Annotated in this window: 29 protein-coding genes, 3 tRNA genes and 2 rRNA genes; 25 read left to right on the forward strand and 9 right to left on the reverse strand. The window is 48.3% G+C overall.

Going from position 1 to position 25,552, the window contains the following annotated elements; genetic code table 11:
* From R7V76_RS09015 to R7V76_RS09055, 9 genes are all read left to right on the forward strand, one after another.
* A 23S ribosomal RNA gene (locus R7V76_RS09015) occupies positions 1–1,156 on the forward strand; the annotation flags it as partial.
* Positions 1,157–1,203: 47 nt separating this feature from the next.
* Positions 1,204–1,319: ribosomal RNA gene (gene rrf / locus R7V76_RS09020) — 5S ribosomal RNA — on the forward strand.
* A 166-nt stretch (positions 1,320–1,485) separates the two neighbouring features.
* Positions 1,486–1,562: transfer RNA gene (locus R7V76_RS09025), tRNA-Met, on the forward strand.
* 33 nt (positions 1,563–1,595) lie between these two features.
* Positions 1,596–1,672: transfer RNA gene (locus R7V76_RS09030), tRNA-Met, on the forward strand.
* A gap of 106 nt (positions 1,673–1,778) precedes the next feature.
* The gene (tsaE, locus tag R7V76_RS09035) at positions 1,779–2,222 is read left to right on the forward strand and encodes a tRNA (adenosine(37)-N6)-threonylcarbamoyltransferase complex ATPase subunit type 1 TsaE (protein ID WP_318092166.1); all 444 of its coding nucleotides are present in this window, start codon (positions 1,779–1,781) and stop codon (positions 2,220–2,222) included.
* Entirely contained in the window at positions 2,222–2,875 is a 654-nt protein-coding gene (tsaB, locus tag R7V76_RS09040; RefSeq protein ID WP_318092167.1) for a tRNA (adenosine(37)-N6)-threonylcarbamoyltransferase complex dimerization subunit type 1 TsaB, read from the forward strand. The genes tsaE and tsaB overlap by 1 nt, the downstream gene beginning before the upstream one ends.
* Positions 2,868–3,323, forward strand: coding sequence for a ribosomal protein S18-alanine N-acetyltransferase (rimI, locus tag R7V76_RS09045; protein ID WP_318092168.1), 456 nt, complete (start codon positions 2,868–2,870; stop codon positions 3,321–3,323). Before tsaB ends, rimI begins: the two co-directional genes overlap by 8 nt.
* Positions 3,323–4,330: a tRNA (adenosine(37)-N6)-threonylcarbamoyltransferase complex transferase subunit TsaD gene (gene tsaD / locus R7V76_RS09050; protein ID WP_318092169.1), complete on the forward strand. Its 1,008-nt coding sequence runs from the start codon at positions 3,323–3,325 to the stop codon at positions 4,328–4,330. The genes rimI and tsaD overlap by 1 nt, the downstream gene beginning before the upstream one ends.
* Positions 4,331–4,358: 28 nt before the next feature.
* On the forward strand, positions 4,359–4,928 hold the full coding sequence (locus tag R7V76_RS09055) for a hypothetical protein (RefSeq protein ID WP_318092170.1): 570 nt from the start codon (positions 4,359–4,361) through the stop codon (positions 4,926–4,928).
* A 52-nt stretch (positions 4,929–4,980) separates the two neighbouring features.
* On the opposite strand, the gene R7V76_RS09060 is transcribed toward R7V76_RS09055, so the two are convergent.
* Positions 4,981–5,646, reverse strand: coding sequence for a haloacid dehalogenase type II (locus R7V76_RS09060; RefSeq protein WP_214767950.1), 666 nt, complete (start codon positions 5,644–5,646; stop codon positions 4,981–4,983).
* Positions 5,647–5,805: 159 nt separating this feature from the next.
* Here R7V76_RS09060 and R7V76_RS09065 point away from each other — a divergent pair, with 159 nt between their 5' ends.
* On the forward strand, positions 5,806–6,459 hold the full coding sequence (locus tag R7V76_RS09065; RefSeq protein ID WP_318092171.1) for a TVP38/TMEM64 family protein: 654 nt from the start codon (positions 5,806–5,808) through the stop codon (positions 6,457–6,459).
* Between the two features lie 20 nt (positions 6,460–6,479).
* Here R7V76_RS09065 and R7V76_RS09070 read toward each other — a convergent pair whose 3' ends face one another.
* Together R7V76_RS09070 and R7V76_RS09075 are read right to left on the reverse strand one after the other, a co-directional pair.
* Positions 6,480–6,944: a flavodoxin gene (locus R7V76_RS09070; protein WP_318092172.1), complete on the reverse strand. Its 465-nt coding sequence runs from the start codon at positions 6,942–6,944 to the stop codon at positions 6,480–6,482.
* A gap of 97 nt (positions 6,945–7,041) precedes the next feature.
* Positions 7,042–7,362: a winged helix-turn-helix transcriptional regulator gene (locus R7V76_RS09075; protein ID WP_012371654.1), complete on the reverse strand. Its 321-nt coding sequence runs from the start codon at positions 7,360–7,362 to the stop codon at positions 7,042–7,044.
* Between the two features lie 183 nt (positions 7,363–7,545).
* Between R7V76_RS09075 and R7V76_RS09080 the strand changes: the two genes are divergently transcribed.
* On the forward strand, positions 7,546–7,944 hold the full coding sequence (locus R7V76_RS09080) for a DoxX family protein (RefSeq protein WP_214765522.1): 399 nt from the start codon (positions 7,546–7,548) through the stop codon (positions 7,942–7,944).
* A gap of 21 nt (positions 7,945–7,965) precedes the next feature.
* Positions 7,966–8,559, forward strand: a complete 594-nt coding sequence (locus R7V76_RS09085; RefSeq protein ID WP_318092174.1) for a flavin reductase family protein — start codon at positions 7,966–7,968, stop codon at positions 8,557–8,559.
* Positions 8,560–8,633: 74 nt separating this feature from the next.
* Here the strand turns inward: R7V76_RS09085 and R7V76_RS09090 are convergent, their stop codons facing one another.
* Both R7V76_RS09090 and R7V76_RS09095 read right to left on the reverse strand, forming a co-directional pair.
* Positions 8,634–9,026, reverse strand: a complete 393-nt coding sequence (locus tag R7V76_RS09090; RefSeq protein ID WP_318092175.1) for a hypothetical protein — start codon at positions 9,024–9,026, stop codon at positions 8,634–8,636.
* Complete coding sequence (locus R7V76_RS09095; protein WP_318092256.1) at positions 9,026–10,927, reverse strand: ABC-F family ATP-binding cassette domain-containing protein; 1,902 nt, start codon at positions 10,925–10,927, stop codon at positions 9,026–9,028. Before R7V76_RS09095 ends, R7V76_RS09090 begins: the two co-directional genes overlap by 1 nt.
* A 156-nt stretch (positions 10,928–11,083) precedes the next feature.
* Here R7V76_RS09095 and R7V76_RS09100 point away from each other — a divergent pair, with 156 nt between their 5' ends.
* The 12 genes from R7V76_RS09100 to R7V76_RS09155 all read left to right on the forward strand — a co-directional run bounded on the left by R7V76_RS09100 (position 11,084) and on the right by R7V76_RS09155 (position 20,238).
* A complete protein-coding gene (locus R7V76_RS09100) occupies positions 11,084–11,743 on the forward strand; it encodes a redox-sensing transcriptional repressor Rex (RefSeq protein WP_214765514.1) in 660 nt (219 codons plus the stop codon).
* Complete coding sequence (locus R7V76_RS09105) at positions 11,743–11,946, forward strand: twin-arginine translocase TatA/TatE family subunit (RefSeq protein ID WP_214765511.1); 204 nt, start codon at positions 11,743–11,745, stop codon at positions 11,944–11,946. Before R7V76_RS09100 ends, R7V76_RS09105 begins: the two co-directional genes overlap by 1 nt.
* Before the next feature lie 7 nt (positions 11,947–11,953).
* Positions 11,954–12,733: a twin-arginine translocase subunit TatC gene (gene tatC / locus R7V76_RS09110; RefSeq protein ID WP_290828545.1), complete on the forward strand. Its 780-nt coding sequence runs from the start codon at positions 11,954–11,956 to the stop codon at positions 12,731–12,733.
* Between the two features lie 107 nt (positions 12,734–12,840).
* Positions 12,841–12,913 (forward strand) — tRNA-Ala (locus tag R7V76_RS09115).
* A 244-nt stretch (positions 12,914–13,157) separates the two neighbouring features.
* On the forward strand, positions 13,158–16,901 hold the full coding sequence (locus R7V76_RS09120) for a S8 family serine peptidase (RefSeq protein WP_318092177.1): 3,744 nt from the start codon (positions 13,158–13,160) through the stop codon (positions 16,899–16,901).
* A 156-nt stretch (positions 16,902–17,057) separates the two neighbouring features.
* The gene (locus R7V76_RS09125; RefSeq protein WP_014971497.1) at positions 17,058–17,216 is read left to right on the forward strand and encodes a hypothetical protein; all 159 of its coding nucleotides are present in this window, start codon (positions 17,058–17,060) and stop codon (positions 17,214–17,216) included.
* Between the two features lie 92 nt (positions 17,217–17,308).
* Positions 17,309–17,758, forward strand: coding sequence for a hypothetical protein (locus R7V76_RS09130; RefSeq protein ID WP_318092178.1), 450 nt, complete (start codon positions 17,309–17,311; stop codon positions 17,756–17,758).
* A 13-nt stretch (positions 17,759–17,771) separates the two neighbouring features.
* On the forward strand, positions 17,772–18,248 hold the full coding sequence (locus R7V76_RS09135) for a hypothetical protein (RefSeq protein ID WP_318092179.1): 477 nt from the start codon (positions 17,772–17,774) through the stop codon (positions 18,246–18,248).
* Between the two features lie 20 nt (positions 18,249–18,268).
* A complete protein-coding gene (locus R7V76_RS09140) occupies positions 18,269–18,730 on the forward strand; it encodes a hypothetical protein (protein WP_290828537.1) in 462 nt (153 codons plus the stop codon).
* A gap of 18 nt (positions 18,731–18,748) precedes the next feature.
* A complete protein-coding gene (locus R7V76_RS09145) occupies positions 18,749–19,216 on the forward strand; it encodes a hypothetical protein (RefSeq protein WP_318092180.1) in 468 nt (155 codons plus the stop codon).
* Between the two features lie 19 nt (positions 19,217–19,235).
* Positions 19,236–19,739 (forward strand): hypothetical protein, encoded by a 504-nt coding sequence (locus R7V76_RS09150; RefSeq protein WP_318092182.1) that lies wholly within the window; start codon positions 19,236–19,238, stop codon positions 19,737–19,739.
* 13 nt (positions 19,740–19,752) lie between these two features.
* Entirely contained in the window at positions 19,753–20,238 is a 486-nt protein-coding gene (locus tag R7V76_RS09155; RefSeq protein WP_290828531.1) for a hypothetical protein, read from the forward strand.
* 252 nt (positions 20,239–20,490) lie between these two features.
* Here the strand turns inward: R7V76_RS09155 and R7V76_RS09160 are convergent, their stop codons facing one another.
* The 4 genes from R7V76_RS09160 to R7V76_RS09175 all read right to left on the reverse strand — a co-directional run bounded on the left by R7V76_RS09160 (position 20,491) and on the right by R7V76_RS09175 (position 24,273).
* Positions 20,491–21,498: a FecCD family ABC transporter permease gene (locus tag R7V76_RS09160; RefSeq protein WP_318092184.1), complete on the reverse strand. Its 1,008-nt coding sequence runs from the start codon at positions 21,496–21,498 to the stop codon at positions 20,491–20,493.
* Positions 21,495–22,502: a FecCD family ABC transporter permease gene (locus tag R7V76_RS09165; RefSeq protein ID WP_318092258.1), complete on the reverse strand. Its 1,008-nt coding sequence runs from the start codon at positions 22,500–22,502 to the stop codon at positions 21,495–21,497. Before R7V76_RS09165 ends, R7V76_RS09160 begins: the two co-directional genes overlap by 4 nt.
* A gap of 63 nt (positions 22,503–22,565) precedes the next feature.
* On the reverse strand, positions 22,566–23,477 hold the full coding sequence (locus tag R7V76_RS09170; protein WP_318092185.1) for an iron-hydroxamate ABC transporter substrate-binding protein: 912 nt from the start codon (positions 23,475–23,477) through the stop codon (positions 22,566–22,568).
* Between the two features lie 4 nt (positions 23,478–23,481).
* Positions 23,482–24,273 carry an ABC transporter ATP-binding protein gene (locus R7V76_RS09175; protein WP_318092186.1) on the reverse strand — a complete coding sequence of 264 codons (792 nt, stop codon included), beginning with the start codon at positions 24,271–24,273 and terminating at the stop codon, positions 23,482–23,484.
* 184 nt (positions 24,274–24,457) lie between these two features.
* Here R7V76_RS09175 and R7V76_RS09180 point away from each other — a divergent pair, with 184 nt between their 5' ends.
* Positions 24,458–25,516, forward strand: coding sequence for an NAD(P)/FAD-dependent oxidoreductase (locus R7V76_RS09180; RefSeq protein WP_012371635.1), 1,059 nt, complete (start codon positions 24,458–24,460; stop codon positions 25,514–25,516).
* Positions 25,517–25,552 lie beyond the last annotated feature (36 nt).

Consider the following 25,552-nt stretch of genomic DNA (forward strand, 5'->3'; position numbering starts at 1 on the left):
AGTAGAGCCGCAGTGAATAGGCCCAAACGACTGTTTAGCAAAAACACAGGTCTCTGCTAAATCGCAAGATGACGTATAGGGGCTGACGCCTGCCCGGTGCTGGAAGGTTAAGGGGATGGGTTAGCGCAAGCGAAGCTTTGAACCGAAGCCCCAGTAAACGGCGGCCGTAACTATAACGGTCCTAAGGTAGCGAAATTCCTTGTCGGGTAAGTTCCGACCCGCACGAAAGGCGTAACGATTTGGGCACTGTCTCAACGAGAGACCCGGTGAAATCATAGTACCTGTGAAGATGCAGGTTACCCGCGACAGGACGGAAAGACCCCATGGAGCTTTACTACAGCCTGATATTGAGGCTTTGTGCATGATGTACAGGATAGGCGGGAGACGTCGAGACCGGAGCGCCAGCTTCGGAGGAGTCACCCTTGGGATACCGCCCTTCATGCATAGAGTCTCTAACTCGCAGCCGTCATCCGGCTGGAGGACCGTGTCAGGCGGGTAGTTTGACTGGGGCGGTCGCCTCCTAAACAGTAACGGAGGCGCCCAAAGGTTCCCTCAGAATGGTTGGAAATCATTCGTAGAGCGCAAAGGCAGAAGGGAGCTTGACTGCGAGACCTACAAGTCGAGCAGGGACGAAAGTCGGGCTTAGTGATCCGGTGGTTCCGCATGGAAGGGCCATCGCTCAACGGATAAAAGCTACCCTGGGGATAACAGGCTGATCTCCCCCAAGAGTCCACATCGACGGGGAGGTTTGGCACCTCGATGTCGGCTCATCGCATCCTGGGGCTGGAGTAGGTCCCAAGGGTTGGGCTGTTCGCCCATTAAAGCGGTACGCGAGCTGGGTTCAGAACGTCGTGAGACAGTTCGGTCCCTATCCGTCGTGGGCGCAGGAAATTTGAGGAGAGCTGTCCTTAGTACGAGAGGACCGGGATGGACGCACCGCTGGTGTACCAGTTGTTCCGCCAGGAGCATCGCTGGGTAGCTACGTGCGGACGGGATAAATGCTGAAAGCATCTAAGCATGAAGCCCCCTCCAAGATGAGATTTCCCTTTGAGTAATCAAGAAAGACCCCTCAGAGACGATGAGGTAGATAGGTCACGGGTGGAAGCATGGCGACATGCGGAGCTGAGTGATACTAATCGGTCGAGGCCTTGTTCTAGCAGATGATTTGTTGATGACTTCAGTTTTGAGGGCGCGAGCCCGTCGTCTGGTGACGATAGCCAAGTGGTCACACCCGTTCCCATGCCGAACACGGAAGTTAAGCACTTGAACGCCGAAAGTAGTTGGGGGCTTCCCCCTGTGAGGATAGGACGTTGCCAGGCAAGTAAGAGACCGATCTGCATTTTGCAGGTCGGTTTTTCTTGTAAAAGTACTGAAAGAAATGATGTCAGTATAAGTTCTTTTGAAAAAAAAGATCAAAAAATGAAATAACACTTGTCTTTTTTAAAAGTACATGTTATATTAATATTTGTCGAAACGTTATATCATCGCGGGGTGGAGCAGTCTGGTAGCTCGTTGGGCTCATAACCCAAAGGTCGTCGGTTCAAATCCGGCCCCCGCAACCAATTTTTATAATTCAAATCCGAAACGTTTATCGTCGCGGGGTGGAGCAGTCTGGTAGCTCGTTGGGCTCATAACCCAAAGGTCGTCGGTTCAAATCCGGCCCCCGCAACCAATTTTAAACTTAACTTCAACTTTACTACGAAACGTTCAGCGTTTCGTATTTTTTTTTGTCTTTTTTGTTCGGTACAATGGAGTAAGAGAAAAGGAGGAGGACACCGATGATGGAACTTGAAATGACGAGTCTCGAACAGACGACGACGCTTGCCGTTACACTGGGCCACCGTGCCTTTGAAGGAATGGTCATCACGCTTGATGGTGACTTGGGTGCTGGAAAGACGACGTTTACACAAGGATTTGCGAAAGGGCTTGGGGTGACACGTAATGTCAACAGTCCGACGTTTACAATCATGAAAGTCTATGCCGGACGACTGCCGCTCTATCATATGGACGTGTATCGTTTGGAAGGCGGTGATGATATCGGTCTTGAAGAATATTTAAATGGAGACGGTGTCGCTGTCGTCGAATGGTCGGAATTAATTGCCGATGTCCTTCCACCAGAACGTCTTGCAATTACGATTGAACGGACGGGTGATGATTCACGCCGCTTTCGTCTGGAACCGATCGGTGAGAAGTACATCCAACTATGTGAGGGGTTAAAGTAATGAAAATCGTAGCGATTGATACATCGACGAAGCAACTGTCTGTTGCGTTATCGGACGGACAACAGATTTTGGCGGAAGCCTCTTATGTGACTTCTTTGAATCATGCGACAAAACTGATGCCGCTGCTCGAACGGATGATGCAGGAAGTCAAATGGTCGCCACGTGATTTAACACGGATCGTCATCGCTGATGGCCCGGGTTCATATACCGGTCTTCGGATTGGTGCAACGACGGCGAAGACACTGGCCTATACGCTGGGTATTGATTTAGTCCCGGTTTCGACGCTTGAATTGATGGCAGCATCGGCCGGATCAACCGGGCGAATCGTTGCGATTCAGGATGCCCGTCGTGGAACAGGTTTCGTCGGTTTCTATGAAGAGGGTCAACTGGTGGGGGAAGAACAGCATACGGTCATAGCTGACTTCGTTAAGACACTACCGGCCGACACGAAAATCACAGGTGATACAGACAAATTCACGACGGAACTTCAATCCTTCACTATCGTTGGTCCCGCATTCCGTGCACCACGGGCCGGTGTCCTCGCCTTGCTCGGTGCTACACGTGAACCTGTGGAGACCCATGCGTTCGAACCGCGTTATCTGCGTCTCGCCGAAGCGGAAGCCAAGTGGATTGAGGCACAACGCCATGACTAAGGTTACGATTCGAAAAATGACGGTCGTTGATGCACCGGGTGTGCATGCCGTGGAGTTGGAGTCGTTTGCGACCCCGTGGACTTTGGAATCGTTCATCGCGGAGATGACACAAAATCCAAATGCGTATTATCTGGTCGCCGAAACAGAAGAAATCATTGGATTCGCGGGACTATGGCATATTGCTGATGAAGGACATATCACGAACGTCGCTGTTAAAAAAAAGGCGCGCGGTACGGGAATCGGAGAAGCACTGCTCGTTGCTTTGATCGAACAGGCGAGACAATTAGGGTTACGGGCAATGACGCTTGAAGTGCGGGTGTCGAATACGCCGGCACGAACGTTGTATGAAAAGCTGGGCTTTTTATATGCCGGAACGAGAAAACGATATTATCAAGATAATAATGAAGATGCAGCCATCTATTGGTTGGAACTGGAAGGAGACGAGTGATGACACAGCCGTTGATATTAGCGATTGAATCAAGTTGTGACGAGACAGCTGCGGCTGTCGTCCGCGGAGGGACAGACGTCTTATCGAACGTCGTATCCTCTCAAATTGAAAGTCACAAACGTTTTGGAGGAGTAGTTCCGGAAGTCGCGTCCCGTCATCACGTGGAACGGATCACGTATGTCATCGATGACGCGTTAACGGAAGCCGGTGTCACAATCGATGAGATCGATGCGATTGCCGTGACGGAAGGTCCGGGACTTGTCGGAGCGTTACTCGTCGGTGTCAGTGCGGCAAAAGCATTGGCATTTGCTCACGGTAAGCCGCTTCTTGGTGTCCACCACATCGCAGGTCACATCTATGCCAACCGTTTGGAACAAGAACTCCGCTTTCCGCTCGTCTGTTTGATTGCATCCGGCGGACACACGGAACTGATTTACATGCCGGAAGACGGCGTATATGAAGTCATTGGTGAAACGCGCGATGATGCAGCGGGCGAAGCCTATGATAAAGTAGCACGGACCTTGAAACTTCCTTATCCAGGTGGTCCCCGGATTGATCAATTGGCGCAAACCGGTCAGGATACATTCCATTTCCCGCGAATTTGGCTCGAAAAAGAGTCATATGACTTCAGCTTCAGCGGATTAAAATCGTCTGTCATCAATGCGGTTCATAATGCCGAACAGCGTGGAGAGGTCATCATTCCGGAAGACCTGGCTGCCAGTTTTCAAGCCAGCGTCGTCGAAGTGCTCGTCACCAAAGCGATCCGTGCTGTCAAAGAAAAGGGCGGCAAACAGTTGCTTGTCGCAGGTGGTGTCGCGGCTAACCGCGGACTGCGGGCAGGATTGACGGAAGCCTGTGAACAAGAAGGTATTGAGCTCGTCATTCCGCCGATGCACTTGTGCGGCGACAATGCCGCAATGATCGGAGCAGCGGCGATTCATCCTTACCGGGCAGGCCGCCAATCGACACTTGCCATGAATGCCGAACCTGGGCTAGATTTAAAGTAGGAATTCGAAAGACATGGGGGAAAATGGAATGAAAAAAGTCATCATCGTGTTATTAGGTGTACTTGTCATTGTCGCAATCGGCTTACAGATTCGTGAAATCGTCAATGCCTATCAAATCGCCTACAAAGAAGAGCTCGTCCCTGATAAAAAAGCCGTCGAGACGAATACGAAGCAGAAGCCGCTGTACGAAATCGGTCGGGCGGAAGGTGAGCAGACACGGATTCAAAAACTGTACGCCTTTGATCAGACGGTTGATGGCAAACTGAAAAATGTGGTGATCGTCGATCGGAAGTATGGTCTGACGAACAAAGCGAGTGATGACTTCTTTACGATTGCACCGGGTAAACCGGCAACCGAACAAGAGAAAAAATCATTCCAACCAATGATTGATCGTCTGGATGGAGAGCAAGTCCAGGCAGAGGTCATTTCGAAACACCAGGTCGTTGCCAGTGAAAACAACAAAAAACGGACGTTAACGCTGTATAAAGTATTTTATAAAGATACCGATCAAAAAGAATATCTGTTCTTTATCGAAAAAGACGGTGGACTGAAGCTTGATCTCTTTAAAAAAGGCTACTCCCGTCTGGCCAATTACTAAACAAAAAGCGATGTTCGCCTGGATGATCAGGCAAACATCGCTTTGCTTTTGTTCATTTCCATTCCAGCAGACCCGTTAAGTCATCATAAATACTGTCCGGATCGAGATTCAGCTCTTCGACGGGCAGACCCGACCGGTTAATCCAGGCTGTCCGGAAACCGAAACTTTTCGCACCGGTGATGTCCCAACCGTTCGATGACATGAACAGCACGTCCTCCCGTTTGAGACCGAGCGTATTGAGTGCATGCATATAGGAAGCGGGTGTCGGTTTATACTGCTTGATATCATCGACACTGATGATCTGGTCAAACCGTCCGGCGAGACCGGATTGTTCAATTAGGGGATCAAGCATGTCATGTGAACCGTTCGAGAAGACGGCGATTTGTTTATCACCCATCTGCTGTAAGACATCATCGACTTCCGGGTAATGATCGAGCTTCAAATAGACTTCCATCAGGTCTGCAATATTTTCTTCCGTGACGTGGAGCTTCAGTTGCAGTAAGGCGTAACGGAGCGCATCACGCGTCACTTGGCTGAACGGGACGTACTGACCGTTCAACTGACGTAAAAAGGAATATTCGAGCTGTTTTTGACGCCAGGCCTGACTGATGGCTTCCCCGTGTTCCGGATAGAGTTCCTCTGCTTTCACTTTGACGGAATGGACATCAAACAATGTACCGTAGACATCAAAGACCAGTGCTTTAATTGGTTGTGTCATGATAATCACCTTTCTTGAGTTACATGGTATCTCTATGTAGTTCCCGAAAACGGTCTGAGCTGAAACACACATTGCGAAAGCGGTAAAACGCGTAAGACGGATTGAATTCGGGAATTGAATAAAGTAAGAGCGTTTATCGCCAAAGACAGGAGATATGTCATGACACGTAAGCAACAATTCATCAGGATTCTAGTGCTTGTTCTTTTGATCGGCGGACTGATCTGGTTCAGCCGTTCCTACCTCAACCTCAGTCCGACCGACATCAAGGACTGGATCTTATCATTCGGGATGTGGGCACCGATTCTGTATATCTTACTCTATACGATTCGTCCGTTGATTTTTTTCCCGGCATCCGTCCTGTCGATTACCGGCGGCTTGGCGTTTGGTGCCTGGCTCGGAACACTTTACACCGTCATCGGAGCGACACTTGGCGCAGTCGTCGCTTTTTTAGTTGCCCAAAAGCTTGGAAATGGGTTGATCAAGAAAAAGGAACAGGCCGGAAAAATCAATCAGATTCAGCAGCAACTCGAGAAAAATGGATTTATTTATGTCCTGATTTTCCGGCTGTTGCCGATCTTCAACTTCGATTTGATCAGTTATGCCGCCGGACTCTCAAAAGTCCGCTTGTTATCCTTTTTCCTCGCTACATTGATTGGAATCATTCCCGGGACGTTTGCCTATAACTTTTTAGGCAGCAGCATCGTCTCGAAGGATCCGCAACTCATCATCGGAGCAATCATCGTCTTCCTCGTATTGACGATTGTCCCGTGGTACATCCAAAAACGCTGGAAAGCAAAAAAAGACCTCGGCTGACAGCAGCCGGGGTTTTTCGTTTAAGTATACAATCGTTGTGACCGTTCAAAAAATTCTTCAGCAAACAGACGACAGGCAGCTTGTTTCTCCGGTGTATCCGGATCAAACTCGATCTTCAGACCAGGAGCGGTAATTGTCGCACCGGCTGATTGTAACGTCTGTTCGAGCAGATCGACAGCGGCGCAGTATTTCGGATAATCACGGTCCCCCGAACCAAAGGAGGCAGCTGCCAAGCCGTTTAAGTCACTGTCGGCAAGATCTTCAAGGAAATCTTCTGCTTCATACGGCAAATCGCCATCTCCCCATGTATAGGAGCCGAGCAATACGGCATCATACTGAGAGAAGTCGGACGGATATAACTGGTCAAGCTCCTGTATATGAACGGTGCAGCCTTTTTGTTCGAATTCCGACTGCAGGAGATGTACGATATCTTCGGTGTTTCCGGACATGCTGACAAAACCAATCATGATGTTCATCTGAATCATCCTTTCTCCAAAACGTGAACACTTTCATTTTAATTGATAATCGTTCTCAATACAAACGAAAATAAAAAGCCTCTCCATAGCGGAGAGACCTTTTATGTCAGTCTTGGAGCTCGGCCCATTCTTCGATTGAACGAATGACAGGTTCAAGCTGACGACCTTTGTCAGTCAAACTGTATTGAATTTTAATCGGACGTTCCGGAATGACGGTCCGGATCACAATACCTTCCGCCTCAAGTTCCTTCATGCGCTCCGTTAACATACGACCAGACAACTCCGGAATCGCATCTTGAATTTCGTTGAAACGACAGGTCTTTGTCATGAGATGACGTAAAATCAAGCCCGTCCACTTCTTGCCCAAAATTTCAAAGGCATGTTCGACTTTCGGACAAAGGGCAGTCGGAATCAATGTCTCTTCCATCAGCACTCATCCTTTCTATATTTGTAGTATACCCGCTTCTACTAAAAAAATCGAATCATTTTACTTAATGTAACAAAAAGAACAAAAACAAATCTATTTACTTTTAGTAAGTGATAGTTTATAGTCTTATTTAGGTTACTAAAAGTAATTAAAAAACATTAAGTAAAAAGGAGTTTGAGAAAGATGATGGATTTAGGATTATTTTTAATTCGCTTGGTGATTGGCTTAACATTTGCAGCACACGGAACACAGAAATTGTTTGGCTGGTTCGGTGGACACGGGATTGAGGGGACAGGCGGCTGGTTTGAGTCGATCGGCATGAAACCGGGTAAAACGCTTGCGCTTGCGGCGGGACTCGCGGAACTGGTCGGTGGCGTACTGTTTGCCGGTGGTCTCTTCTTATGGTTCGCAGCAGCACTGATTATCGGATCGATGCTCGTTGCGATCATCAAGGTGCACGGTCAAAATGGTTACTGGGTGACACAGAACGGGTACGAATACAACATGGCACTGATCGTCATCGCTCTTGGCGTCGCCTTGATTGGTGCTGGAGACTATTCACTCGCAGCCATGCTCGGGTAAACAGAGAAAGAGGTTATAACAATGAAGTTTGATGCGCGGTCACTCAGTCCAAAAGAAAACTATAAATTGTTGATCGGGAGTATCATCCCGCGACCGATTGCTTTCGTCACGACAAAAGGAGCGGACGGAACAATCAATGCTGCTCCGTTTTCGTTCTTTACCGTCGCCTCAAGTCATCCGCCTCAACTGTTGATTGCCGTTCAAAAGACGGATCAAGGGGAGAAGGATACGGCTAAAAATATCTTGTTAACGAAAGAATATGTCATTCATATCGTCAGTGAAGAGATTGTCGAAGCGGTCAACGAGACGGCAGCACCGCTTGCCTACGGCGAAAGTGAATTGGAGCGGACGAATCTGACACTGATCGACAGTGATTTGATTGATGTTCCCGCGGTCGCAGAAGCAAAAATCCGGTTTGAGCTGAAGCTGACGCAACACATCGAACTTGAAACAGCCGATTTATTGATTGGCGAAGTCATCCGCTATCATGTCGCGGATGAACTGGAAGAGTCCTTCCGGATTGATGCAGACGGATTAAACGCGATTGCCCGTCTTGCCGGCAATGACTACGCGAAAATCGGTGACATCTTTACGATTGCCCGTCCGACAAAATAAACGGCGGCGAATATCACGTAAAAAAAGACGAGGAAAGCAGATGCGCTATCTGCTTCTCTCGTCTTTTTTGTGACTTACTCCACTTTATGGCGTTTGCTGTACTGAAAACCGTCGAGCAAATAAAACAGGACGGCAAGTGCCCAGATTCCGACACAGCTGATCAAAAAGGCGACCAGTGGTGAGACAGCACCGTAATACATCATGATCATCGGGTCGTTCAATTCGACGAACGACTGAATCGTCAACAACGTACAGATCAGACCGGACAATAAGCTGACGAACAGTCCGCTCCAGGTCTGGATGACAAGACCGATCATGCAGGAAATCAGGATGAACAACGGGTACACGGCATTAAAGGCATCCGGACGAATGAAAGCCGAGACATAATCCGCATACATCGGAACGAAATAAAGGACGCCGGACAATAATCCTTGGATCAGATTGATCAAATAACTTTTCGAGCGCATCAGTGGAACGACTCCCACTGTTCCATCAGCTCAAGCAGATCGACGTCGATCTGATCGCGTTCTGCCGACAGGGCGGTCGCTTTCGGAATGTCATTAAAGACTTCCGGTTCACACAACAGCTGTTCGATTTCAACCGACCGGTTCTCCAACCGTTCAATCTCTTGCTCGAGCTGTTCGAGTTGCTGTTTCTTCTTACGTGCTTCTTTTTGGGCTTCCTTGTCAATCGTCTTCGTCGATGCGACTTTGATTGCTTTCGCTTCTTCCGCTTCGAGGCGGGCGATTTCTTCTTTCTCGGCTTTTTTCTCCATGTAATACGAGTAGTCGCCGAGGTAATCGGTCACACCGTCTGAACTCATTTCGATGACACGCGTCGCGACGCGGTCAATGAAGTAGCGGTCGTGGGAAACGAACAGCAGAGTACCTTCGTAGTCGACGAGGGCATTCTCGAGGACCATCTTCGAATCAAGATCCAAGTGGTTCGTCGGCTCATCGAGCACAAGCAGATTCGTTTTGCGTAACTTCAGTTTTGCGAGCGCCAGGCGTCCGCGTTCCCCGCCGGATAATTCATGGACGAGTTTGAAGACATCATCACCGCTGAAGAGGAACTGACCAAGCACGGAACGGACTTCCTGTTCGCGCATCAACGGCCATTCATTCCAAATTTCATCGATGACCCGGTTGCGGTCATTCAGTTCCGCCTGCTCCTGATCGTAGTAACCGATTGAGACGCCGGTTCCGAACCGGTACTCTCCGAATAACGGTTTCAGACGGCCGACCAGCACTTTCAGCAGTGTCGACTTGCCGATTCCGTTTGGTCCGACGAGCGCCAGTGATTCCGCACGTTGCAGACGGAACGTGATGTTTTTCGAGACGGCTTCTTCGTAGCCGACTGCGAGTTGGTTGACCTGCAGCACATCATTGCCGCTCTGCTTTTCAATCGGGAATGACAGAACCGTACTGCGTTCGTCACCGTCCGGTCGGTCGATCCGATCGACCTTTTCAAGACGTTTTCGGACACTTTGCGCCCGTTTCGTTGTCGTTGCCCGGGCGATGTTGCGCTGGATGAAATCCTGCATCTTCGCGATATCTTCCTGCTGCTGTTCGAACTGTTTCATTTCCTGTTCGTAGAGCGCCGCTTTTTGTTCGAGATACTTCGTATAATTACCGGTAAACTTCCGGGAGACGTTCCGGGATAATTCATAGACGACGTTGACGACTTGATCGAGGAAATACCGGTCATGGGAAACGATCAGGACAGCGCCGCGGTAACCGGACAAGTAACTTTCAAGCCAGGACAGTGTATCGATGTCCAGGTGATTGGTCGGCTCATCGAGAATCAGCAGTTCCGGTGCCTGAAGCAACATTTTTGCGAGGGCGAGCCGGGTCCGCTGTCCACCGGAAAGCGTCTGAATCCGTCGGGAATAATCGTCCGGATAAAAGCGCATCCCGTGTAAGACGGAGCGGATATTGGCTTCGAACTGATAGCCGCCGGCTTCCGAGAAGTCGTGTTGTGCCTGGTCGTACGTTTTAAGAAGACGGTCATAAACGGCCGGATCATTTAAAATGTGTTCCATGCCCATTTCAATTTCCATCCGGCGAAGCGCCCGTTCCTGATCCTGCAGATGCTCAAAAACGGTCAGCATCTCATTCCAAATTGATTCGTTTGATTCGAGTCCGCTGTCCTGCGCAAGATAACCGATCCGGACTTCCTTGCTTTTCATGATCTCTCCGGAGTCATGTGACAGCTCCCCGGCGATGATTTTTAAAAGTGTCGATTTTCCGGCACCATTTCGTCCGACGAGAGCAATCCGGTCCCGTTCCTGTACTTCGAGTTTAATATTGTCTAAAATCGGCTCGACGCCGAATGATTTTGAGAGTTGGTTTACTTGTAAGAGAATCATATCCATCCATCCTTCCACCCTTTAGTCTATCACGAAAAATCCTGCCGAATATAATATTTGTTACTCTATGTGAAGTGGTTTACAATCAAGGAGAGTAGAATTCTTTGCATTGATTTGGGTGCCACGTCAGAACGTGGCCGAAGGGGGAACTGCAGTATGAATGGGCCAGACACAAAAATACCACAAGCAACGGCGAAACGGCTGCCGTTATATTATCGTTTTATCCAGAGTCTTTATAACTCCGGCAAGTTGCGCGTCTCGTCAGCAGAGCTCAGCGAAGCGGTCAAAGTCGACTCCGCGACGATCCGTCGTGACTTTTCCTACTTTGGGGCGTTAGGGAAAAAGGGGTACGGTTATAATGTTCAACATTTGTTAACATTTTTCCGAAAGACACTCAACCAAGACGAGGTCACGAATGTCGCCTTAATCGGGGTCGGACATCTCGGAACGGCGTTTGCAAATTATAACTTTTTAAAGAATAATAGTACTCGTATCGTCATCGCGTTTGACGCGGATGAGGACAAGGTCGGAACGACGACGCAGGACGTTCCGATTTATCACGTGTCGGATATGAAAGAACAAATCAAAGCGAACAATGTCGATGTCGCCATCTTGACGGTACCGTCTCAGTTCGCCCAGTCAGTGGCAGATGAGTTAGTCGAGTATGGTGTGACCGGCATTTTGAACTTTACACCGGCCCGGTTGAATGTACCGGCCCACGTTCGGGTGCATCACATCGATTTGTCAATCGAGCTGCAGTCGCTCGTGTATTTTATGAAGCATTATTCGCAATCAGCTGAAGGAGTGAAATCATAATGGAAAACTTAATCCCGTTAACACTTGGTATTGGACCGGGAAGCATCGCTTTAATCGGTGTCGTCGCCTTAATCATCTTCGGACCGAAGAAATTACCGGAACTCGGCCGCGCTGCCGGACAGACGTTAAAAGAGTTCAAGAGCGCAACGAACGGTATCATGGAAGATGATAAGGATAAAAAGGACGAAATGAAAGAGAAGTGAGTGAATCATGGCGATCGATCAAGAACAGAGTGTGACATCGCACTTAGATGAACTGCGTAAGCGGATCATCTGGTCGCTCATCATTGTAGTGGTCATGTTTATCGCAGCCTTTCCGCTCGTCCGTCCGCTCGTCCGTTTCTTACAGGCCGACTTAAAGGAACTCGGAATCGGGCTGAATGCGTTTAACGTTGTTGATCCACTGATGTTATATCTGAATCTTGCGTTCATCATCGCAATCGTCTTGGCGTCTCCGTTTTGGATGTATCAGCTTTGGGCGTTCATCCGTCCCGGTCTGCACGACCAAGAACAAAAAGCGACGTTGACGTATATTCCCGTGACGTTTTTCTTATTCCTTGCGGGTATTTCATTTTCTTATTTTTGGCTGTTGCCGTTTTTACTCGAAGTATCGACGGAACTCGGGCAAGAGCTCGGAATCGAACAGGTCATTGGAGTCGAGAACTATTTCAGCTTTCTGATCCGGTTGACGATTCCGTTCGGTCTTTTGTTCCAGTTGCCGGTCGTGACGATGTTTTTGACACGGCTCGGACTCGTGACGCCGTTCTTCATGCGGAAGAATCGGAAGTATGCGTATTTTGCGCTGTTCGTGATTGCGGCGTTGATCTCACCGCCCGATATCACCTCGCACTTGATGATTTCTGTTCCGTTGTTCGTTTTATATGAAATCAGTATCCTGATTTCGGCACGGACTTATAAAAAAGTGCTGATTCTCGAGCAGGAGGCTGAACTCGAACGACAGGCGGATATGATGCGTGAATTGAACAAATAATAGAAGATTCTCCTTTGCCGGCAAGGTGAAGGAGATTTTTTTGTAAGCGGTCTAATTTTATATTGAAAAAGTGAACAGCAATGGTTATACTCATTATAGAAACACACGGGGGCTTAGCTCAGCTGGGAGAGCGTTTGGCTGGCAGCCAAAAGGTCGTCGGTTCGAGCCCGATAGTCTCCATATCGCTTTACTTGAAAACCCTTGGGCAACCGAGGGTTTTTTTGTGTCTTCAGAAAAATGGTCTCTTTTGATAAAAAGGTAAATGAAGGATGTTAGCTGATTGATATGCCATAAACCAACAATTATTTTTAAAATACTCCAAATTTAAATTGTATATTAAGAGAAAATTAATTAAACTAAAAATACAGAATTTTCGTTCAATAGGTTTTGTTCCACATTACATTTTTGGAAAAGAGGAAAAAGAATGAAGAAAAAGAAGATTGCTCTGATGGCGGCAGCCCTCATGACATCTTCCAGCCTAGTTCATGCTGAGGGAAATGTATCATCACAAAAAGTGGATGTACAAAAGCCACAAGCACTCTCACTGAAAAAAGCGGGTCAGGAAAAGTCATACAGCCAAAACGAAAAAGTACGGATTGTCGTCGAACTCGATCAAAAAGCCGCGATTGAACATGCGCAGGCACAGAATAAACGCTATAGCACGTTAAGCAATACGGAAAAAATCATTCTCAAGAATCAAATCGTCAATAAACAAAAAGAAGTCAAAGCAGCGATTGCTAAAAAGGACATTTCGGTTTCCTATAAAGAAAGCTTCACGACCGTCCTGAACGGTTTCAGCGGTGAAGTCAAATACGGTGAAATCAAAGAGTTGAAAAAGTTAAGCGGCATCAAGACCGTACATATCGCACATGAGTATGCGCGTCCGGAAGTCGAAAAAGGCGCGACACCAAACATGTTGCACAGTAAAGACATGGTCAATGCAAAAGAAACATGGCAGGACTACGGCTATAAAGGCGAAGGTACCATCGTTGCCGTCATCGATACGGGAATCGACCCGAGCCATAAGGACATGGTCCTCAGTCCGGAGACGAAAGTTGATTTGACGTCGTCCAAAGTTGAAGGATTCAAAGCTTCAAAAGGATTAAAAGGAAACTACTTTACGGAAAAAGTTCCGTACGGCTATAACTATGCCGATCATGACAGTGAAATCCGTGACCTCGGACCAGGCGCTTCGATGCACGGAATGCACGTTGCCGGTACGGTGGGTGCCAACGGCGATGAAACGAACGGCGGGATTAAAGGGGTAGCACCGGAGACGCAGCTGCTCGCGATGAAAGTATTCGGCAATGATCCGGGGATGCCGTCGACATTCAGTGATATCTACATCAAAGCGATCGACGATGCGATTGCGCTCGGCGCAGATGTCATCAACATGAGTCTTGGTTCAACAGCATCGTTCGTCCAAAAAGATGATCCGGAACAAAAAGCGATCGTCAATGCGATGAACAACGGGATTTTATGTGCGATTTCGGCCGGAAACTCGGCATTTGCCGGAAGCGGCGCCGGAAATCCATACGCATCGAATCCAGATGTCGGTGTCGTCGGTTCACCTGGACTGATCAGCGAATCACTTCAAGTCGCGTCTGTTGAAAACACGCAATTGACACTCGAAGGTATGGCATTAACGGTTGACGGACAAGATGCCGGTTACCTGGCCTACCAAAAACAAGATTCACCGAATCCGATTGCGGTCTTTGATAAAGAGAAGATGGATGTCGTGTATGTCGGTGACGGCAGTGAACCGAACTATGCGGACAAAGACGTCAAAGATAAAGTCGTTTTCGTCGTCCGAAATGGTAACTTTAACTATGCGATGATTCAAGCGGAAGCTGAAAAACAAGGAGCAGCCGGCGTCATCGTTCGCGGTCGTGTCGAACACGGCGATTATGTCAGCATGGCGCTCAATAAACCAACGATTCCACTCGTCTCGTTGAGCATCGCAGACGGTAACGAACTCGAAGCCAAAGCAAAAGCAGGTAAAGCATTAACAGTGACGTTTGACGGGAAAGCTGTCTCGACACCAAACCCGGTCGCAGGAGAAATGTCTGATTTCACGTCATGGGGTGTGACACCGAACCTTGATTTCAAACCGGAAATCACGGCACCGGGCGGAAAAATCTACTCCACTCTCAACGCCAACGAATATGGCGTCATGAGCGGAACTTCGATGGCAGCTCCACACGTTGCCGGCGGAACAGCACTCGTCATGCAACGGATTGATAAGGACTTTAAGGTCAGTGGTGCGACACGTGTTAAACTGGCGAAAACGATCTTGATGAACACATCACGTCCGCAACTTGATAAAGGAAAGTACAATGCAGAAGCGAAAACCGGCAACTATTACTCTCCGCGTCGTGAAGGAGCGGGTCTGATGGACTTGCGTGCAGCGATGAAAACACCAGTTGTTGTGACAGAAACGAAATCGGGTGAAGGAAAAGCGGCCTTGAAACAAGTCGGAGACAAGTTCAGCTTTACACTCGATTTGAAGAACTACAGCAATGAAAAACTGACGTACAAACTGGCCGGAACGGTCCAATCGGATCTCGCCGTTGAAGGACAGAATCTGCTTGAAGCCAACGGAATCTTCAAAAAAGGTACAGTCGATGCGGTCGACGCGAACAAAGGAACGTTCCCAATTTCCTTCACGGTCGGCTCAAAGAAAGCAAGCTCGGTTTCAATCAACGCGAAGAGTACGACGAAAGTCAACGTCACGGTGGATCTAAAAGATACAGTCGATTGGGCAAACGGTGTGCCGCTTGAAACCATCTTTGAAAACGGCTACTTCGTCGAAGGTTTCGTTCGTTTGATGGATACGAAGAGCAAAAATCCTGAATTGACGGTTCCGTATGTCGGCTTCAAAGGAGCATGGGACAAAGCACCGATCGTCGATGCACCGCTGTATGATGAAAACACGTTCTACGGCATCACTGGTCTTGCGACAGAAGTGAAGGATAACTACAACTTCCTCGGAACGAATGCTGCAGGCGACGTCGTCAAAGAAAAAGTCTCGTTCTCACCGAACGGAGACGGCAGTGCCGATGAGGCCTTCCCGATCCTGTCGTTCTTACGGAATGCGAAAAAGGTCGAGTACTCGATTCTTGACCGCAACAAAACAACACTCCGTAAACTGGAAACGCAGTCGGATGTCATCAAAAACTATTATGACGGCGGATCGGAAGACGGTTACACACCGGTCACGAATGCTGCGTGGGATGGAACAGTTAACGGTGCAAAAGCCAAAGATGGTCTGTACTACTACCAAGTCAAATCGGTCGTCGATTATCCGAATGCGAAATGGCAGACGGCTTTATTCCCGATCTACATCGATACAAAAGTTCCGGCAGCAACTGTTAAATGGGATGCTGACAAAAAAGCAGTTTCCTGGACAGCCGGTGACCAAGGAACAGGTGTCGCTTCATTCGATATCCTGGTCGATGGAAAAAGTGTCTTGAAACAGCCGCTTGCTCCATCTGCTAAAAACTACACGCTGACGGATCTGCCAAGCCGCGCGAAAGTCACGTTCGTCGTAACGGATTATGCGGGCAACAGCGTGAAGAAAAACGTCAACACATCAGGTGTCGATAAAGCCGTTCCGAGTGTGCAAATTGATACACCGGAAGCACTTGGCTTAACGACATCACAACAAGTGACGGTTTCAGGAAACGTCGCCGATGAGTCCGGCATCAAATCATTCAAAATCAACGGAAAAGCTGTTAAATTACGCTGGGATGCTGTTCAACAACACTATGCATTCAGCCATGACATCACGTATACGACGGATGGTGTGAAGTCGTTTAAAGTCGAAGCCTATGATGGAAAAGGCAATCGTGTTGCCTTCAGCCGTCAAGTCATCATCGATTCGGAGCGTCCGACAATCCGCGTGACAGCACCAAAAACCGTTTCAAGCAAAACAAAAACAGCGAAAATGACGATTGTCCTGCGCGACAACTACGATGAGTTACGCTTTGATCTGAACGGTAACGCCGAATACCGCCGTTCGTTCAAAGAACCGTACGAAATGCGCGCGTTCAAGAAAACAATCAACAAGACCGTTACCTTGAAAAAAGGTAAAAACGTCTACAACTTGAAATTGAAAGACCTGGGCGGCCATGTCGTCGAGAAGCAAGTCGTCATCACGAAGAAATAAGAAGTGGAAGACAGTGTTGGTTCCGGTGGATGTCTGCCGGAAGCGACACTGTTTTTATTTTACGATCCAGTGTGTTACAGAAATGCTTTTAGTGTTTATCAAGTTCCGGGAAGGGGAAATTTCTGAATAGGTTATTTTTCTTGAGGGGGAACTCCTATGAATCCATTTACTACACTCATCGCCTTCATCGTCGGCTGTCTTGTTCTGTATCTCGGGATTCGTGATAAGAACGGTTGGTTGATCGGTGTCGCGATGATTCCGCTCGCCATCGTCGCATACAGTGTCATTTATTTAATCATCCAAGTCTCGGCTTAGAAACTTCTTTTAGAAGTTTCTTTTTTTTTGAAACATAATTGGTAAAATGTAAGTATATTACATTAAGAAATGATGGAGAGGAACGTGTTGCAATGAATGCTGTGACAGGACAACAGACGGAATTAAAGGAACTTTATCAACATATGCATCAACGGACGACAGCTAAATTGTGGGCCGTCTTGGCACTTTTCTTGTTTGTCAGCAATATGATTCAGCAACCAATCCTTGCTTTGATTATTCCGATTCTATATTTCATATACGATGTCGTGAGGCAGCACCGGCGTTTTCAAATCGTTGCCCGTCACACCTCCCAAAGATCAGCAGATCGTCTGTTCCGTCTTCATGTCGGCATCGGAATGTTTCAATACGGAGCGCTCGCAGCCTTGATTATTCTGACGGCCGATCGGTCAGGTACGACCTTTTTGCTTGGACTGTGTCTTTTCGTCATCCCGTTTTACTGGCTTTGCCGGCGTTTCTTGATGCACCGCTCCAAACAGATTGATCCGACTTATATCAGTGAAACAGAGATCCAGCAGGGATGAAGGAGGAAGTCAGATGCAAACGGTACGGGACGAACGGTTACATGAACTGACGCTTGCCTATATCGACAAGAGTCAACTGCAAAAAAACGGTTGGCTGATGGCTGCCGTGGCGGCGACGCTTGGTATCTTTTCGGAAACGATGGATTCCGCACTTTACTTCGGTCTGTTGCCGCTTGTCTATCTGATTTTTGATCTTCCATTTCAGCTGGAAAAACGCAGGATTTTAGAACGGTATCTTTCCAAAGATCAGATCATGACACAAACGATGCTATGGCTAGGAATTCAGATTGTGTTATATGGCTCATTGCTCATGGTTGTACTCGAAACGAAAGGTCTGTCTTTATGGAAGATGACGTTTTGGGTAATCTTGATTCTCGCTCCGCTTTATTTTGCGACCGATTGGCTGTTTAAGAAGATGGCACAGTCGGGAGATCCTGACTTCGTCAGTGATCAGGAAGTGCATAAGCACGTAAAGGACCTGGAAGAATGACATCTAAAGGAGAGAACATCATGCGCACGGCACGGGACGAACGGTTACACGAATTGACGCTGGCTTACATGGAAAAGGACTTCTTAGGGAAAAAATGGGTGTGGACGTTCTTAATGTTGATGCTTGTCGGAATTTTAATAACTGTATTTGACTCGGTTCTGTTCAGTCTATTATTTCCGGCAGCTTTTCTTGCCTCGAATCTTCGTTATCAATTCAAAAAACGTCAGATTCTTGAATCGTATATCGGAGAAGAATTGGCAACCAAACAATGGCGTTTTTGGATCATCTATCAAGTGATTCTGTATACGATTTTCGTCGTCTTAATGGTAGCGACGATGGAACGTCCGTTTTGGCAGATGTGGCTCAGCCTAATGCTCATTCTGATTCCGCTGTATGCAGTGTGTGAATGGACATTCAAGAAACTGCAACTACGTGATGATCCGGATTTTGTCAGTGATCAGGAAGTATACAAAAATGTATGAAATAGGAGCTAACATCAAATGAATACACTGCTTGAAAAAAATACACGGTTAAATTTGCTTGGACCGCCGCTCAAAAAACTTCAACATCTGATTCCGGTTCCTGTGTTGATGTTTGCGTTAATCAGCTGGTTCATTCCGGATTTCTGGAAAACAGGACTGTTTACGTTGTTTTCGATTACGGTACTTTGTTTAGGCGGTGTCGTCCGGGAAATCATGCGTCAACGGATTTTAAAGCAACGTTTGGCGACTGATTTATATGAACAGACCGTTTTAAAGGTCGGTCGGGTTTCGATTGTCGGATATCTTGTCCCTATGATTTTATTCTATATGGGATACATCTTTCCTCAGTATGCCAGTGTTTCTTTTACGATGATTTTGATTTGGGTGCTTGTAATCAGCTTATTTGTTTCCAAATTAAATCGCAGTGCCAAACATCTTGATCCTGCTTTTGTGACGATGCGGGAAATCGAACAGTACCGGAAGTGAAGAAAAAAGGGGTGGACAGATGAGAGAAGGATTGAGCACATACCAGAAATGGACGACCGTCAGCCGTCGTCTGCGGACTTACGTCATTGCCGGTTTATTTTTAACGATCGTTTTGTTTTCAAGAAGTCTGCCGTTAACGGAAATGGCGTCCGGCGTTTTGATACTTGTGCCGTTGTTTATCTATAACGGGTTTCAACGAACGATTCAAGTCTTCTTCTTACAGCGTCAAATCAATAGCCGAAAAATCGGTTTTGTGTTCGGCGGCGTAACGTTACTCGAAGCGGTCTATCTGATGGGTGCTGCATTCATTGCACCGCATCTTGGACATATGGGTTATCTGTTCCCGTTGATGTTATGGATTGCAGCCATCCTGCAATTTCAAAGATGGACCGACCGTACTGTTCAAAATAGTCAAACGCTTGAACCGGTGCGGCTGAAAGCGAACAGCAACGAATATCGGTATCAGACCGGTGACGGGATTGAAATGGAATGGGACAGACATGACGGAATAAAACGGCGGTAGGGGAGGTTAAGGAATGGACAATACCAAACGGCAACGAACACTTGATTATTTGCGCTTCACGAAACGTGCCCGGCGTGTTCAAACGGTATTTTTTCTACTCGTTTTGGTCGTCTTTTTGTTTCTGGCAGATGATCTAAACTTCGCCGAAGCCTCGATGCATTACTTTTTACTGATTCCCGTCCTCGGCTACCAATGGACAGTCCGCTTGTTGAAGTACCGTTATTTCACGAAACGATTTGACCGGATGGAAGTCTGGGATCATCTCGGATTGCCGTACATCGTCATTACAATTACCGAGTTGCTGCTTGTCGTGGCGTCCCAGTTCTTGATTCCGTATGTGTCGCGACCAACGCTGATCGGACCGATTCTGGTCTTTTTACTGTCCGTCTTGTCACTCGACCGTCTCGTCGATTCCCGGATCAAACGACTCGATCCGACGCATTTATCAGAACGCGAGCTGATTCTCGCCGAACGGGAAGCGCGGCGGGTTAAATATTGAATGATGTAATAAAACGATACGTAAAACACAACAGCAGCGAGGGGAATTTGAAATCCCTCTCGCTGCTGTTGTGTTTTTAAAGAAATGATTTGATTCACGAGACTCCTGCAGGAGAAAGCGCAAGGTAACTCGCGCTGTCAGAGACAAACAAGACCCGCTTTCCTGTCCAAATGGGCAGGAAAACTGGCTTGTGTCTCGCCTGAGGAAAGCGAGTGAAACCAAAAATCATTTCTGGTTGGTTGATCAGTGTTCTTACTTTTTCAGAAGCAGATAGATAAAGTACGGAGCGCCGATCAGCGCAACGACGATTCCGGCAGGCACGCCGTCCGGACCGGCAATGTTGCGTCCGATCGTATCCGCCAAGACAAGCAGCCAGCCGCCGATCAACAGTGCAATCGGAAGGAACCACTGATGGCGCGGACCGACGAGCGCCCGGGCAATGTGCGGCGCCATCAAACCGATGAAGGAAATCCCTCCGGTGACAGAAACGGCGGATGCAGCGAGTGCAACAGCCGTCAGCAACAGTTGAATCCGTTCCTTTTCAATCGATACGCCGACGCCAATTGCAACCGGTTCATTTAAAGCGAGCAGGTTAAGCTTATTTGCTTTGTACAGTGTGAACGGAATCAGGACAAGCAGCCACGGCAGTAAGGCATAAACAAACGTCCAGTCCGTTCCCCAGATGTTCCCGGCCAGCCACTTGGCGATGAAGTCGACCTTTTCGCGTTTGGTCGAAGAAATCAGAATGACCATGATTCCGGACAAGGCCATCGAAAAACCGACACCGGTCAAAATCAACCGGATCGGTTGTAAGCCACGATTCCGGTCGTACGAGAGTGCGTAAATGGCGACAGCGGTCACTAAAGCACCTAAGAATGCCGCCACCGGTAAGCCGTAGATGAATGAGCCGACATCCACGGGGAAGTAGAGGAAGAAGATGGCGACTGCGACCCCGGCTCCCGTATTAATCCCGATGATGCCGGGATCTGCCAGTTCGTTGCGTGTGATGCCTTGCAGGATCGATCCGGACAAGGCAAGTGCCATTCCGGCGAGCAACGTGATGACAATCCGCGGCAGACGGAGTGAAAACAAAACAAAGTCTTCTTTGAACGAGCCTTGTCCGAGCAGAGTCGGCAACAGGCGATCGTAAGAGAGAGACGCCGGACCAAGACCGATGCCGACAACAATCGTGCCGAGCAATAACAGACTTAACAGTAAAAAGATCAAGCGTTGGCGGCGACGTAAACGAGTTTCCATCATGAGAAAACGTGACCTCCTTTACGGACGATCAATAAAAAGAACGGCAGTCCGAGCATCGAAACGATGGCAATGACCGGTGTTTCGTATGGCGCAAACAGCGTCCGGCCGATTGTATCGGCGAGCAGCATGAACGTCGCTCCGAACACAGCCGTCATCGGCAGAATATACCGGTAATCGGTGCCGACGATGGCACGGACGATATGCGGGATCATCAGTCCGATGAAGGCCATGTTGCCGACCAACGCGACGGCAGCACCGGCCAGGAGGATGACGACGACGTAAAGGACGGCTTTAATCCGGATGATATTCTGACCGAGTCCGAGCGCCACTTCTTCCGACAGGCTGAGAATCGTCAACTGACGTGAGAAGATCAGGGCAATGACGGTTCCGATCAGGATGACCGGTGTGATGGCCTGCAACTGTCCCCACGTCGTCCCGACGAGACCGCCAGACGTCCACTGCGAGACGTCCTGGGCAATCTTAAAGTAAATCCCGATACCTTCCGCAATCGCATACAGGAAAGCGGAAATCGCGGATCCAGCGAGGACGATCCGGAGTGGGGAAAATCCGCCTTTTCGGGAAGCACCGATTCCAAAGACGAGTGCCGCACCAAGAGCTGCCCCGAGGAAACAGGCAAGCATGATGCCGTAATAGTTGATGCCGGGCAGGAGGACGATGGCTAAGGCGAGCGCCGCGTTGGCACCGGCCGTCAAACCGAGCAGACCGGGGTCAGCGAGCGGGTTGCGGGTCATCGCCTGCATGATTGCTCCCGAGATGCCGAGGGCGGCACCGACGAGAATTGCTGCCAGTTCACGTGGCAGACGGATTTCCTGAATGATTTTTGCTTTATCGTTAAGCGGACCGAACGTCAAGGCGTTCCAGACTTCACGGACGGTCGTATCGGCCGCACCAAACGTCATCGACAGCCAGAACATGATGACGAACAAAATCAGTCCGAATGAAATTTTTAAGCCAAAAGGCAGTCGAGCGGATGACACGGATATCGCCTCCAGTTGGTATGAATCCAAAAAAGGAGGGAGCGATGAGGCTCCCTCCTTTAGTATACGTTATGCGCCAAGAAAACTTTTCTTGAAGAACTCCAGTTGACGTTCCAACGTGAGTGGATCGTTGAAGTAGAATTCTTTTGAATCGACTTCAAAGACGTGGTTGTTTTTGACGGCAGGGATGTTTTTATACGTGTCTGTTTCTGTGAATGAATTATCGGCTTCTGCTGTTTTGCTGAAGATCAGGTAGTCGCCCGCATATTCCGGCAAGACTTCAGGAGACAATGCATAATACCCGTCTTTTAACGCCATTTCTGTCACTTTTTTCGGCATTTTCAGCTTCATCTCTTGGTAGAGAATTTCTGTACCGCGGCCCCAGTTGTCGCCGAAGACGTAGAGTTGTTTGTCGAAGCTTTCGATGACGGAAACAGTTTTGTCTTCCCCGATCTTGGCTTTGATTTCTTTTCCGGCATCCGCAGCGCGTGCTTTAAAGTCTTTGACCCAGTCGCGTGCTTCCTGCTCTTTGTTGAGCAATTTACCGATTTCGATGTGTTGCGTCAAGTAGTCGACTTTTCCGTATGTGTATGTGACGGTCGGTGCGATTTTTTTGAATTTGTCGATGTTTTTTGTCGTGTTGTAGCCGATGATGAGATCCGGCTCGAGTTCGATGACTTTCTCAACGTTCTCTTCTGAAACTTCTTTGACGTTTTTCAAATCAAACTTCGGATTTGATTTAGACCATGAGTCGACACCGACGAGCGGGACGTCGAGCGCCATGACGTTTCCGGCAAAACCGGCGAGGACGACGACACGTTTCGGATTCGCCGGTACTTCGACGTCTCCGTTTTCGGATTTATAGGTAATCGTTTCTTTTTTTGTATCGGCCGACGAGGTGTCTTCCTTTTTATCCGTGTTGCCGCAGGCGGCAATGACAAGCGTTAACAATAAAAGAACCGGTAATAACAGTTTTTTCATGACTTCAATCTCCCTTAATTAAGTTGTAGGTGACGCACATCGGTTTGTTCGTGCGCGGATCACGACCGATTTCGGCATCGATATGGAATACATCTTTCAGGACGTCTTTTGAGATGACCTCCTCACACGTTCCAGCTTTGACGACTTCACCGTCTTTCATGGCGATGATGTAGTCGGCGAAACGCGCCGCTTGATTCAAATCGTGCAACACCATCACGATGGTCCGGCCTTGCGTCCGGTTGAGCTGTTCGAGTAGCTCGAGGACTTCGAGCTGGTGGGCGAGATCGAGGTAGGTGGTCGGTTCATCGAGGAAGATGATGTCCGTTTCCTGGGCAAGGGCCATCGCAATCCAGACCCGCTGCCGTTGACCGCCGGATAACGCGTCGACCGGACGGTGTTTGAATGCCGTCGTATCCGTCGCGTCGAGTGCCCAGTCGATGATCTCGTAATCGTGTTTCGTTAAACGACCGAATCCTTTCTGATAGGGAAAGCGACCGTATGAGACAAGCTCTGCGACCGTCAGACCACTTGCACTTTCCGGTGTCTGTGGCAGGATAGCCATCTTCCGGGCAAGCAGTTTCGTACTTTCCTTTGCGATATCAAGACCATCGAGTAACGCGCGCCCTGATTGATGGGGGATGATCCGCGTCATCGCCTTCAGTAAGGTCGATTTGCCGCAACCGTTCGCACCGATGATCGTCGTGATTTGTCGATCGGGAATCTGAACCGTCAAGTCTTTGACAATGGTACGATCTCCGTAACCGATGCTGATTTCTTCTGTTGCTAGACGTACCATACGCACAGACTCCTTCTCGGTTAAAACTGTTTTCATTGATAATGATTATCACTATCGTCCACCTAACCATACCAGTTCCATAAAAACGCTGTCAACATTTTTTCTTGTCTTCAAGACATGTTCACGTTATCATTGGGAATGAGAATGATAATCAGTCGTATCGAATTGTGAGGGAGTGAGCGAGATGGAGCAGCAGGAATTGTTCGATGTAACGGTAATTGGTGGAGGCCCGGCCGGGTTATACTCTACTTTCTATAGTGGACTACGCGGAATGAAGACGAAATTGATCGAATATCAGGCAGAACTGGGTGGAAAGATTCACGTTTATCCGGAGAAGATGATTTGGGACGTCGGGGGTCAGCCGCCCATTACCGGTGCAAAGCTGATGGAACAGCTGGTCGAGCAAGGATTGACGTTCAATCCGACCGTTCATTTAAACGAAAAAATCATTTCCATCACGAAGGATGTTTTTGGCAACTTCGTCCTCGAAGCAGAATCTGGGATGATTCACTATTCGAAAACAGTCATCGTTGCCGTGGGCGGCGGAATCCTCAATCCGCAGAAATTAAAGATTGAGGGCGCTGAACGGTATGAGGTGTCGAACTTGAACTACACCGTCAAATCAATTGAACGGTTTAAGGATAAGACGGTCATCATTTCCGGCGGCGGTAACTCGGCCATCGACTGGGCGAATGAACTGGAACCTGTCGCGAAAAAAGTTTATGTCACGTACCGGAAAGACTGCTTCACAGGGCATGAAGCCCAGGTCGAACAGCTTGTGAACAGCTCCGCCGTTTGTCTGTTAAACACGACAATCCATAAGCTGATTGCGAGCGACGACCACCACCGGATTGCCTCGGTCGAACTGATCGATTGCACGACGAACGAAACGGTGGCGCTTGAAATTGATGAAGTCATCATCAACCACGGTTATGAGCAGGATGCAGAGCTGCTGGCGAACTGTGATCTCGATTTACAACAGGTTGATGATTTTTATATCGCTGGAACAGCATCAAGTGAATCGAGTGTACCTGGTCTCTACGCGGCAGGGGATATCCTGTCGCACGAAGGAAAAGTCCATCTCATCTCCGGTGCTTTTCAGGATGCGGCGAATGCCGTCAACCGGGCAAAGAAATATATTGAACCGGAGGCACCAAAAGTCGCGATGGTTTCGTCCCATAATGAAGTCTTTAAAAAGCGAAACCGGGAATTGATTCAGGAAATGGTCAATCAAAACCGTTGAAAATAACGAAATAGCAAAGAGACGGCTTCTGTTTTT

This window comes from Exiguobacterium artemiae (genome assembly GCF_033342815.1).
In the GTDB taxonomy this organism is placed as follows: Bacteria; Bacillota; Bacilli; order Exiguobacteriales; family Exiguobacteriaceae; genus Exiguobacterium_A; species Exiguobacterium_A artemiae_A.